This is a genomic window from Parabacteroides massiliensis (assembly GCF_900155425.1).
GTDB lineage: Bacteria > Bacteroidota > Bacteroidia > Bacteroidales > Tannerellaceae > Parabacteroides > Parabacteroides massiliensis.
In genome coordinates, this window is record NZ_LT700190.1 from 713871 (window position 1) to 726594 (window position 12724).

The following is a 12724-nucleotide window of genomic DNA, read 5'->3' on the forward strand; positions in this document are numbered from 1 at the left end:
ATGAACTGGTTGGACATTACATTGCTATGTCTGGCAGGAATAGGATTTGTGAAAGGCCTGTTTGATGGAGTCATCAAACAGGTTGTTTCGCTTATAGCCCTCTTGGTCGGGATCTTTTTTTGTACGAAGGCGGCACTTTGGCTGCGCGGGTATATATTGGCATTGGGTTGGTTCCCCGAACAAGGGGTGACGGTGCTCAGCTACGTGGCGGGCTTCCTGCTGATCGTGGGTGTCATATTGCTGGCGGGTGAGATTCTGACCCGCGTCGTGGGGGCGACGCCGCTGAGTCTCCTGAACCATTTGACGGGCGGTGTCCTGGGGCTTTGTTTTATGATGGCGTTTGTCAGCCTTCTGCTGAACGGAATGGAGATGATAGACCGGGGATCGGTCTTGATCCCGCGCCAGGCAAAAGTGGAATCCCGTTTTTATAATCCAGTCAAAGAAATAATCCCAACTATTTTCTTCCGAAATGTGTTTTTTAAGGAGGAATAGGTTTCATAATTTGAACAATATATTATAATGTATAATGGAAGATTCGAACGACATACTAAATGAGGTGACGACCGGTGACTATAAATACGGATTCGTTACCGATATAGATACGGAGGTGATTCATCGCGGATTGGATGAGGAGACTGTCCGTATTATTTCTGCCAAGAAGAATGAACCGGAATGGCTGCTTGAGTTCCGACTGAAAGCTTTCCGCCACTGGCAGACACTGGAGATGCCGACATGGCCTCACCTGAATATCCCGCCGATCGACTATCAGGATATCATCTACTATGCCGCACCGAAGAAAAAAGAAGGCCCGAAGAGTCTGGATGAGGTCGATCCGGAACTGATGAAGACTTTCGATAAGTTGGGTATCCCTCTGCACGAACGTGCGCAACTCAGCGGGATGGCGGTCGATGCCGTGATGGACAGCGTCTCCGTAAAGACGACATTCAAGGAAACGCTTGCCGAGAAAGGCATTATCTTCTGTTCTTTCAGTGAAGCTGTCCGGCATCATCCGGACTTGGTTCAGAAGTATCTGGGAAGCGTGGTCAGTTATCGTGATAACTTTTTTGCTGCATTGAATTCGGCAGTGTTCTCGGACGGTTCCTTTGTCTATATCCCGAAAGGAGTGCGTTGCCCGATGGAACTTTCTACTTATTTTCGTATCAATGCGGCCAATACCGGACAGTTTGAACGTACGCTGATCGTGGCGGATGATGAAGCCTACGTCAGCTATCTCGAAGGTTGTACCGCCCCGATGCGCGACGAGAACCAGCTCCACGCCGCTATTGTCGAAATCGTGGCGAACGAACATTCCGAAGTAAAATATTCAACCGTCCAGAACTGGTATCCGGGCGACAAGGACGGAAAGGGAGGAATCTATAACTTCGTGACCAAGCGCGGACTGTGCAAGGGAGAAGGAAGCAAGATATCCTGGACACAGGTGGAGACCGGTTCCGCTATCACCTGGAAATATCCGAGCTGTATCCTGGCCGGTGACAATTCGGTTGGTGAGTTCTACTCGGTGGCCGTCACCAACAATTACCAGCAGGCAGATACGGGAACGAAGATGATCCACCTCGGACGGAACACCCGAAGCACGATCGTTTCGAAAGGTATCTCTGCCGGACATAGCCAGAACAGCTATCGTGGTCTGGTGAAAGTTTCTCCCCGTGCTGAAGGAGCCCGTAACCATAGCCAGTGCGACAGCCTGTTGCTCAGTTCGACTTGTGGCGCCCATACCTTCCCCTATGCCGATATCCAGAACGAAACGGCAGTAGTGGAACATGAAGCGACGACAAGCAAGATCAGCGAAGAACAGTTGTTCTATTGCCGGCAGCGCGGAATCTCGGTGGAAGAGGCTGTCGGTCTGATCGTAAACGGATATGCCCGCGAGGTAATGAACAAGCTCCCTATGGAGTTTGCCGTGGAAGCACAGAAGCTGCTGACTATTTCTTTAGAGGGAAGCGTAGGATGATTTGTGATTTATGATTTATGATTTATCACCGACGCATAAATCATAAATCATAAATCATAAATCATGAAGCGCATAAATCATAAATTATAAAGTTATGTTAGAGATAAAGAACTTACATGCCAATATCAATGGCAAAGAGATATTGAAAGGGATCAACCTTTCTGTCAAGGCGGGTGAGGTACACGCCATCATGGGGCCGAACGGTTCCGGGAAAAGTACCTTGAGCAGTGTGTTGGTCGGTAATCCGGCATATGAAGTAACGGAAGGGGAGGTGATCTTCAACGGAAAGAACCTGTTGGAGCTCGAACCGGAAGATCGTAGCCGCGAAGGTATTTTCCTGAGCTTCCAGTATCCGGTGGAGATTCCGGGTGTCAGCATGGTGAATTTCATGCGTGCCGCTCTGAACGAACATCGTAAATACAAAGGGCTGGAGCCTGTTTCTGCTACCGATTTCCTGAAGCTGATGCGCGAGAAGCGTGCGATTGTCGAGCTGGACAATAAGCTGGCGAGCCGTAGCGTGAACGAAGGTTTTTCGGGTGGTGAGAAGAAACGGAACGAAATCTTCCAGATGGCGATGTTGGAACCGAAATTGGCGATTCTCGATGAAACGGACAGCGGTCTGGATATCGATGCCCTCCGTATCGTGGCAAACGGCGTGAACCAGCTCCGTACGCCAGAGAATGCGGCTATCGTGATCACACACTACCAACGTCTGCTGGATTATATTAAGCCTGATATTGTCCATGTCCTCTACAAAGGACGTATCGTCAAGACTGCCGGTCCCGAACTGGCCCTCGAACTCGAAGAAAAGGGCTACGACTGGATCAAGAAAGAGATGGGAGAATAAGAATTTAGATTGTATGAAGAACCCGATCCGCGTCATCCGCGAACCTGGTTCTTCTATTACAGTTAATAATTAAATAGCAGATGAAAGCAGAACAACAATATATAGACCTCTTTGCGCAGTGTGAATCACTGATATGTAAGCATGCGGCAGGTGTGATGAATTTACCGCGTGCGGAGGCTTTGGCCGATTTGGAGCGGTTGGGGTTCCCGTCGGTGAAGAGTGAGGATTATAAGTATACCGATGTGGCGCAAGCTTTTGTTCCGGACTATGGGGTGAATATCAATCGACTCGACATTCCGGTCAATCCGTACGACGTGTTCCGTTGTGATGTTCCCAACCTGAGCACTTCGCTCTATTTTGTGGTGAACGACACTTTCTACGACAAGATGTTGCCGAAAGCCCATCTTCCCGAAGGCGTTTATGCCGGGGGAATGCGTACTTTCATGGAAAAATATCCCGAAGTAGCTTCTCGTTATTATGGTAAGGCTGCCCCGACCGGCAAGGATGGTATCATCGCCTTGAACACGATGCTGGCTCAGGATGGTTTTGTGGTCTACGTGCCGGAAGGTGTCGTTGTGGAACGCCCGATCCAGTTGGTGAATATATTCCGCAGCGATGTGGACATGATGGCGAACCGCCGTATTCTGGTGATTATGGAACCTCGTTCGGAAGCCAAGCTGCTGGTGTGCGACCATAGCATCGACGATGTCAAGTTCTTAGCTACACAGGTAGTCGAGATTTTTGCGGGTGAAGGAGCTTTCTTTGATTATTACGATCTCGAAGAGAGTAGCGTGTCGACTACGCGTTTTGCATCCGTGCATGTGAAGCAGGAAGCAGGGAGCAATGTATTGGTGAATGGCATTACGCTGAATAACGGCCTTACCCGTAACAACTATTATATCGAGCTGAACGGCGAGCAAGCTGAAACGACTTTATGCGGCATGTCCATTCTGGATAAGGAACAGCAACTGGACACGTACAGCCATATTACGCATGCCGTACCTAATTGTACCAGTAACGAGCTGTTCAAGAATGTCTTGGATGACCGTGCAATCGGTGCGTTCAGCGGACGTATCCTGGTGAAAGAGAATGCGCAGAAGACTGCGGCTTATCAGACGAACCGCAATCTTTGTGCAACCCGTGAAGCACGCATGTACAGCAAGCCCCAGCTGGAAATCTATGCTGACGATGTGAAATGTTCGCATGGTATGACCACCGGGCAGTTGGACGAAAATGCCTTGTTCTATATGCAAAGCCGTGGTATCCCCCGCGACGAAGCACGTATGTTGCTGAGTGTAGCTTTCACTTCAGACGTGATCGACTATGTACGTATGGATGCCTTGAAAGACCGTCTGCACAAATTAGTGGAAAAACGTTTCCGTGGTGAACTGGCAAGATGCTCAGGTTGCCGGATTTGCAAATAAGAATAATAGATGTAATTGACTCATATTGCTATCTGGACGAATGAGTTGGAACGTTCAGATAAATATAAAAAGGGAGTCGGATTATGAAGTGTCAAAACAGACTTTCGATGACATGTAGTCTTTCAGATTGACATGTAATTTTTTCAGCGCTTGGGCGATATGTTTTTGATGATCGTGAGTATATAGGCCGGGATATTGGAGTCTGCCTTCAGTGTGTGCCGGTTTTCCCAGTATTGCATCAGGGCCTCTATGGTGAAATCTTCAGCCACGGCCATATTCCTCACATACATATTAGCAAAGCGAATGAATCGCCCTTGATAATCTGCGAATAATTGGTTGAAAGCCTTTAAATCTGCTGAATATTCCATATACCCCACTGTCGATTAGCGTGTAAATATAGTAAAATTTTTGAAGGAAAAGCTATACTTATTTCTGATAGGTTATCTTTCCGAATCTTTCGCGGTATCAAAATTACCTGCTCAGCCTTTTACCGAAGAGGCAAGGCTGAGCAGGTATATTTCATGTGCTTTCCTTTTATAAACCGAGTGAAGGAGGAAGAGAGCCGGTGGAAGAGGCCCATTCCTTGTTGGGGGTGTCTCCCATGACGAACGAGAGGGTCCCCCCGTTCATGATGTCTTTATGGAGAATGTAACTCTTGTCGTACGGCTGGCCGTTGAGGGTAGCCGACTGGATGTAGATATTCTTATCCGATGCTCCTTTGGCTTCGATCGTGAACTTCTTGCCGTTTTCAAGTGTGATCACGCTTTCTTCGAATGACGGGCTGCCGATCACGTAGTAGGGCATGCCCGGACAGACCGGATAGAAGCCGACCATGCTGAAGACCAGCCAGGATGACATCTGGCCGGCATCGTCGTTGCCGGAAAGCCCGTCGGGGGTAGTGAAATACTCGCGGTTGATGATGTCATGTACCCACTTTTGTGTCTTCCACGGTTCACCGGCATAAGCGAAAAGATAAGCGATGTGGTGTCCCGGTTCGTTGCCATGCCAGTAATAATCTCCTTCGAAGAAGGTATCCAAGCGATTGATGAAACGTTCTTTTCCACCCATGTGCCGGATCAATCCGGCTACATCCTGAGGCGCATACCAGGTGTAGTGATAAGGCGTCCCTTCGCAGATAAACGAAGTGGAAGCAAACGGATCGAACGGTTCGATCCAAGTCCCGTCGGCATGGCGTCCACGGGCGTAGCCGGTTTCAGGATCGATGACGTTCCGGTAGTTTTCCGCCCGTTTGATGAGCACATTATAATCATCAGTCTTACCTAACTTCTTGGCAACCTCGGCAAGGACAAAATCGTCATAGGCATATTCCAGTGTACGGGAGACCTGTTCACGGCGGTGGAACGCATCCATTACCTGGTCTTCTAACGGCACGTAGTTGTATTTGAGGTAGGATTCCATTGCCCGTCGGCCTTTCCCGTCGCGGTAGCTATTGGAGTCAGGATTGGCTTCGAAGGCGTTTTTGCGCATCAGCGTGTAAGCCTCTTCATAGTCGAAGCCCGGAGCGTCTTTGACGATAGCGTCTCCAATCATGGCGATGCAATGGTCGCCGATCATGGCCGCCGTGTAGCTGTTCCAGGACGGGAAGATAGGTAACCAGCCGCCCTGTTGTCCTTTTAATACGAGCGAATGTGCCATATCCCCGTTGCGGGAAGGGGTGAGGATGGAGAACAGAGGGTGGACGGCGCGATAGGTATCCCATTGCGAGAAGTCGCAATAGTAGGTTCCGTGATCCATCTTCATAATCTGTCCGCCACCGTCGAATTTCGGATAAGAACCATCCACGTCACTGAACGTGCGAGGCAGGAAGTGTGCGTTGTAGAGAGCCGAATAGAATTTGACCTTTTCTTCTTCGTTGTTTCCTTTCACAGCGATCTGTCCCAATGCCCTGTTCCAGGTGTCGGATGAAACCTGCCGCACTTCGTTGAAATCCCATCCCGGGATTTCGCTGACCAGGTTCTTGCGGGCATTGTCGATGCTCGTAAAGGAAGTGGCAATCTTGATCCGCGTCTTCCCCGGCTTGTCGGAAGCCAGTTTTACCCAAGCTCCGACAGCATGTTTTTGCCCTTTTGCCGATTTCCGGCCGGATGTGATGGCGGTACTGTCCCAAACGCCATAGTCGGCAATCTCTTCATTCAGCTGGATCACGAAATGTCCGCTGAATCCGGCTTCCTTGCCATATCCCTGATAAATGCGATGTACGGGATTGTAACCGGTAATTTCTTTCTTCTCCGGATCGATTTCGACAAAAGCGACCCCTTCATCGCTATTGGGCTCGATCACGATATAATGGTCGCCTTCCTGCTCGAAACTGAATTGCATGATGCCGGCACGGGAGAGCCCGGTCAGTTCGGCATGGATGCCATAGTCGTTCAAATCGACAGAATAATAAGAGGGAGTCGCTATCTCCTGGGCATGATCGAAAGAGGAGGCACGTTTGACCGGGTCTGTTTCGAGCTTATTGCTGAGCGGCATGATCGTGACACTGCCGTAGTCTTGTGTACAGGAGCCGTTCATCCAATGGCTGGCCCGGAATCCCTGGATTGCATCCTGAAAATAGTAGTAGGGAGGATGGCATTTCTGTTCGGTCGCCTGTGTCTGTGCCACCCAGTTGGTCATACCGTGCGGAACTCCGACTGCCGGCATGATCTGCCCACGCTCTTCCGTCGAGTTCTTATCTTTTCCCTGTACGATACGGATATCCGTGCCGATCAACGGGTTGACGTACTTTTCGAATCTATTCTCCTGCTGATTACAAGAAAATAAACACAACGTACTTAATAAAATAGTCCAGCTTTTCATTTGATATTATTTAGGTATGCTGTAAAGATAGAAAAAAAGGAGGAAAGTGCATCAAAACTATCTTGTTCCCGTGCTTGACGCGAGAGCTCATTACGTCAAGCGCGAGGACAAGAGGATTTTGACACACTTCCTCCCTTTTCTGTTAATTTCGAGGTTCGATCCTGTAGTCGTTCTGTGTCAGTTTCGGATTGACATCAATCTGTTTTTGCGGGATCGGACAGATCAGGTTTGTCTCATTCAGAGAGAATCCTTTACTTTTCATCACTTCGACTGCACGTCCGGTGCGGATCAGGTCAAACCAGCGATGGTTTTCGAAAGCCAGTTCTACACGACGTTCTTGTTCTACCATCAGGGCAAACTGAGCCTTGTCGGTTGTTTGCAGGTCGACCGGACTGGTCTCTGTCGTCTGATAGCCAAAACCACGACGGCGTGTCATATTCAGATACTTGCAGGCTTCAGCCGTTTTCCCATTCTGGTTCAAGGCTTCTGCATACATTAGGATTACGTCGGCATAGCGGATCACCGGATAGTTGTTGCTGGCATCATTGTTCTGGTAAGGAACATCCATGAACTTGCAAACATAGCGTGACTCCACCCATTCATTGTTTTTGCGGTTATCGTAATATCCGAGCGACATGGAGAAATCACGACGCAGGTCGCCTTCTTCGTAAGCATTGTAGATATCCATTTCCGGAATATTGTTACCGCCAGTACCACCGACAGCCACAACATTCGTTCCTGAGTTTTCAGGTGCGAAGTTATTGGCATAGTTGGAACCTTCGCCATAACCACCTTTTAGGAATTGGATTTCGAAGATACCTTCCTTACTGTTGTGGTTAACCGGGCTGAATACATTTTTGTAACCATCGATATTCAGGCTGCCCGGAGTATTTTCCAACAGGCTGTACCGTCCGCTGTTGATGATTTCGGCCAAGATAGTTTCCGCCTCTGTATACTTGTGCAAGGTCATGTAGACGTCAGCCAGCAAAGCCTTGGCTGCTCCCTGAGTGGCACGTCCGTCTTCGGCTGTAGAATAGGAGACGGGAAGCCCTTGCGCTTCTTTCAGGTCTGCGATAATTTGGTTGTAAACGTTCTCTTTCGGTTCACGCAGGATTTCGTAAGATTCCGAGATGCTGATCTCTTTCAGCACCAACGGTACATCACCGTAGACACGGACCAGGTTGAAGTACATCAAGGCACGGATAAATTTGCATTCCAGTTTGTATCGATTTGCCAGTTCTGCATTGATCTCGATACCGTCGATACGTCCTAAGACCGTATTGGTACGATTGATAACTTTGTATGCCGCTTTCCAGAAATTGGCTATCATACTGTTCTGTGTGTCGATGTAGAACTGGTCGAACTCGTTCTGGGTGGTTACCGAACCGGAGAGCTGATTGCGGGTATTGTCGGAAGGAATTTCTCCGAAAACATACCAGTTTCCGTATATGTCACTCTCCTGTAAAGAGGAGTAGGCCCCGTTCACTGCCGAGGCGATGTCGTCAGCTGTTTTGTAGAAATCGTTTTCACTTAAATCCGTTTGCGGATTCTGTTCCAGGAAGTCGCTGCAAGATGAGAAACTGAATCCTAAAAAAGCTATTGCGATCAGATTATATTTTAGTTTCATAATTCGTCTGCTATTTAAAAGGTTACGTTAATACCGAAAGTACAGGTGCGATACAGCGGGTACATACCGTAGTCGGTACCGGGAGCAGTCACGTTGTCTTCCCTGAAACTTGTTTCCGGGTTGTAACCACTATAACTTGTGATAGTCAACAAGTTCTGAGTGGAAACATATACACGTGCACGTTGGATACCGCATTTTTTTATGAATGCTTCGGGCAACGTATAACCGACAGTCAGGTTATTTACACGGAGGAAAGAACCGTCTTCCACCCAGCGTGAAGAAATGGCATTATTTTGTCCGGTCGGTTGTGAGTTGGCTCTCGGGATCCATCCGTTACCCGGATTTGATTCTGATTGCCAGCGACCCATCATCTCTTTCAACTGGTTCTGGTTACCTTCGCCTTGTGTGTAGAATCGTCTTCCTAAATGCAGGACTTCATTTCCGACAACCCCCTGCAGGGAGATGCTGGCATCGAAGTTTTTGAAAGTGAAAGTGTGTGTCATACCCCAAGTGAAGTCCGGCATGTTGTTTCCGATGATCGTACGGTCGTCTGCGTTGATTTTATTATCTCCGTTGACATCTTCGAACATCACGTCACCCACTTGCGTGTCAGCCAAGTGTGGATATGAATCCAGTTCTTCTTTCGTTTTGAATATTCCCAACATCTTATATCCGTAGAAAGCGCCGATCGGTTGGCCCACCATCGTGACGTGGGTTGTTCCGGCACCGCCATCGCTGAAGATCGGATCGCCTGTCGGTCCTAACGCCAGTACTTTGTTACGGTTGACGGATATATTTCCGGTTGCATCCCAAGTAAAGTCTTTGTTTCTGAACGGAGTTCCGCTGAGGGTGATTTCAAGACCTTTATTACGCATTTTTCCGATATTCTGCATGGCTTTGTCGAATCCGGTGATTGTCGGAATGTCGACGTTCATCAACAGGTCAGTAGTTTTACGATAGTACAGATCCAAAGATAGGGAGAGACGACTGTCCAAAACGGAGATTTCGAAACCGAGGTCGGTTTGGCGTGTCTTTTCCCAAGTCAGGTCTGCGTTGGAGAAGCTTTTTTGGGCTGCACCGTTTACAATATTACCCGTACCTGTTCCCAATACGTAGTTGGCATTCTCCATGATACCGATCGCTGCATAGTCACCGATATTGTTGTTACCCGTGATACCGTAGCTTGCACGGATCTTCATATCCGACAGCCATTTTACATCTTTCAGGAAGTCTTCCTGAGACAGACGCCATGCTACCGATCCGGAAGGAAAGTAACCGTAGCGATTGTTTTTGCCGAAGCGGGAAGAACCATCCGCACGAATGGAGGCGGTCAGGTAGTACTTGTTGTTATAACGATAGTTCACACGTGCCAGATAAGAGAGCAATGTCCAAGTCTTGCGTTCCGACTTGCTGCTTTTTACTGTCGCATTGTTGAGAGTCTGGATTTTGTCGTTCGGGAAATCGGACCCCGTGGCTTCAGTGTAGCGGTAGATATTTTTCTGCGCAGTGACACCGGCAACAGCGTCGAGTTCGTGTTTATCCCATGATCCGAAGTAAGTGACGGTATTTTCATTCAGCCAGTTTATGATCTCGGTGGACTTTTCTGTCGCTTTTCTTTCCGTTGAAGGGAGAGGAGCAACGTTACCATTGTTCGGAATGTTTGCCGGACGGAAATATTCGCCTCTGTACTCGCGGATGTCTGCACCGATCGTGGATTTCAGTTTCAGGTTTTTCAACAAGGAAAGTTCAATGTAACCGTTGCTGAACAAACGGAGGTCTGTGTCATAATTATGGATATTCGTACACGCCACAGCATTCGGCACGCCGGTCAATCCGTCACTGGCAACGGCATACATGGATTGTGAAGCCCATGTGCCGTCTTCATTGTATACCGGTACAATAGGAGATGTCGCCAAGGCTGCATTGATGACACCATCGCTTGCCCAGTGGCCTTGGGTTGTCTTGTTCGAATTCATGTAGGTCGGAGCCAGGTTGATACCCATCTTCAGCCAACTGTTCAGATCGCTGTCGATTTTGGCTCTTGCCGAGAATCGTTCATAATCGCTGTTGATAACGACACCCTGCTGGTTGAAGTAGCCGGCAGAGAACATATATTTAGTCTTTTCGTCGCCACCTGTTACTGTCAGCTGGTAGTTCTGTACAGGTGAAGTGCGGAAAATTTCGTCTTGCCAATCCGTACCGGCCCCTAAAGAGGCAATATAGGCGGCATCATCGTAGACTGCCGGATAGCGATAACGGTTTCCGGATGGACGCATACTCAACGGATCACTGGCGGATGCTCCCGGAACCTTACTGATGTAGTTGTTATTGAAGGCTTCCCGGCTGAATTCGACAAATTCCTGTGCGTTCATCAGATCCATCTTCTTGGTTACGTTCTGGAAACCGGCATAGATATCCAAACTTACGCTGACCTTGCCGGTCTTTCCCGACTTGGTAGTGACCAATACGACACCGTTGGCTGCACGCGAACCGTAGATAGCAGCAGCGGAGGCATCTTTTAATACTTCGATAGATTCGATATCGTTCGGGTTGATTGCATTCAGGTTCTGTTCACCCAGCGGATATCCGTCGACAACATACAACGGGGCGCTGGATGCCGTGATAGAACCGGACCCACGTACGCGGATTGTGGCCGCTTGTCCTGGTTGTCCTCCGACCTGCTGTACCTGCACACCGGCCAGTTTTCCGGCCATCGCCTCAGTTGGGTGTGACACTTTGAGGTCTTTCATCGAGCCGCTGTTTAATTGCGCAACGGCTCCTGTCAAATCTTTTTTCTTCATCACACCGTAGCCTACAACTACTACTTCATCCAAAGCTTCAGTATCTTCTTGAAGAGTAATGTTAAAAGTGGTCTGATTTCCTACGTGTATTTCTTGTGGAGTAAATCCGATGTAAGAGATAACGAGGGTAGCGTTTGCGGGCACATTCTCAAGAATGAATTTACCGTCCATGTCTGTAATGTTTCCATTTGTCGTTCCTTTTACGATAATATTAGCACCGGCTATAGGACCGAATGCATCTTGTACGACTCCTGTAACGGTTTTTCCGTTTTGTTGCAAACGTGTGGGGGCGGCTGAGTCTGATTTTCCTCGTAGGCTCGTCGCCGGATCCGTAATGTAGTTTTCACTTGCTAGAACACTTATGCTGGGCAAAAGAGAAAGCAAGCAAATTTTTGCCATTTTGTTATTTTTCATGTTCACGTGGTGATTTAAATTACTACTCAAAGAGTTAACAATATGAATATAGGTTATTCACAACATACCAAGGTTTTTTGATTTCATGGTCCCATAGGATAACAAATTTAAATTTATGCGAATCAGCAGTTGGCTTTCTGATTCAAAAATTAAAAATTAACAAATGTAAGTAGAGCAATAGCCAACTTTCCAAAGGTATGTACCAACAGCCCTTTGGTAGCTCTTACTTTAGATGCTCTTTGAATTTCTGTTTTTTCATTCAGCCAGTTGAAAAAGGATTCGATAGGTTGTCTGACTTTAGAAACGGCTTGCGAGAAAAGGTCTCTTGCAGCTTTCTCCCTCTGTTTGAGAACTTCCGGTTCCCCTTTAATCTCTTTATGCGGAGTAAGCACTTTAACCGGATTGTTCTCATTAAAGAAAGAGAAATCGCTGTAAATCTTGTCTGCAAGCACCGTCTTTCCGGATAGGTATGGCACGCATTCGCTTTTGAATACGGTCAGGTCGTTGTCCGAAGCCGGTGTCAGAGTTATCATTTCCGGAAAAGGTAAGGTTCCCTCCCTACGCTGTCCTACCATATGCAGTTTCATGCCATAGTAGTACATGTTCTTAGTGGAGCAATACCCTTTTGATGTTATCTCCGTAGCTACTTTCCCCTCTCGGTTTTTCCCTTTACAGGTCACTATCGGCATAGAATCGACAATGGATATAATGGAGTCGCAATCCTTGGGCTTGAATGATTGTATCATGGTTTCCACCAGCACCTTAAATGTTTCTGAAAGCATATTTAGGCGTACGCAAAACGTTTGATAAGACGGCAAT

The 12724-nt window shown here is 47.9% G+C and carries 8 protein-coding genes and 1 pseudogene; 4 read left to right on the top strand and 5 right to left on the bottom strand.

The genetic code is table 11. The annotated features are described in order from the left end of the window. The 4 genes from BQ9893_RS10350 to sufD all read left to right on the top strand — a co-directional run bounded on the left by BQ9893_RS10350 (position 1) and on the right by sufD (position 4243). The gene (locus BQ9893_RS10350) at positions 1-492 is read left to right on the top strand and encodes a CvpA family protein (RefSeq protein WP_075965954.1); all 492 of its coding nucleotides are present in this window, start codon (positions 1-3) and stop codon (positions 490-492) included. A 34-nt stretch (positions 493-526) separates the two neighbouring features. Further along, the gene (gene sufB, locus BQ9893_RS10355; protein WP_075965955.1) at positions 527-1972 is read left to right on the top strand and encodes a Fe-S cluster assembly protein SufB; all 1446 of its coding nucleotides are present in this window, start codon (positions 527-529) and stop codon (positions 1970-1972) included. A gap of 94 nt (positions 1973-2066) precedes the next feature. Next, positions 2067-2819: a Fe-S cluster assembly ATPase SufC gene (gene sufC / locus BQ9893_RS10360; RefSeq protein WP_075965956.1), complete on the top strand. Its 753-nt coding sequence runs from the start codon at positions 2067-2069 to the stop codon at positions 2817-2819. A gap of 80 nt (positions 2820-2899) precedes the next feature. Continuing rightward, positions 2900-4243: a Fe-S cluster assembly protein SufD gene (gene sufD, locus BQ9893_RS10365; RefSeq protein WP_075965957.1), complete on the top strand. Its 1344-nt coding sequence runs from the start codon at positions 2900-2902 to the stop codon at positions 4241-4243. 161 nt (positions 4244-4404) lie between these two features. Here the strand turns inward: sufD and BQ9893_RS10370 are convergent. The 5 genes and pseudogenes from BQ9893_RS10370 to BQ9893_RS10390 all read right to left on the bottom strand — a co-directional run. Continuing rightward, positions 4405-4611: pseudogene (locus BQ9893_RS10370) on the bottom strand (sigma factor); the annotation flags it as partial. 166 nt (positions 4612-4777) lie between these two features. After that, entirely contained in the window at positions 4778-7063 is a 2286-nt protein-coding gene (locus tag BQ9893_RS10375; protein WP_075965958.1) for a GH92 family glycosyl hydrolase, read from the bottom strand. A 142-nt stretch (positions 7064-7205) separates the two neighbouring features. Then, positions 7206-8690: a RagB/SusD family nutrient uptake outer membrane protein gene (locus BQ9893_RS10380; RefSeq protein WP_075965959.1), complete on the bottom strand. Its 1485-nt coding sequence runs from the start codon at positions 8688-8690 to the stop codon at positions 7206-7208. 14 nt (positions 8691-8704) lie between these two features. After that, the gene (locus tag BQ9893_RS10385) at positions 8705-11905 is read right to left on the bottom strand and encodes a SusC/RagA family TonB-linked outer membrane protein (protein WP_075965960.1); all 3201 of its coding nucleotides are present in this window, start codon (positions 11903-11905) and stop codon (positions 8705-8707) included. A gap of 149 nt (positions 11906-12054) precedes the next feature. After that, a complete protein-coding gene (locus BQ9893_RS10390) occupies positions 12055-12687 on the bottom strand; it encodes a transposase (protein ID WP_244155011.1) in 633 nt (210 codons plus the stop codon). Positions 12688-12724 lie beyond the last annotated feature (37 nt).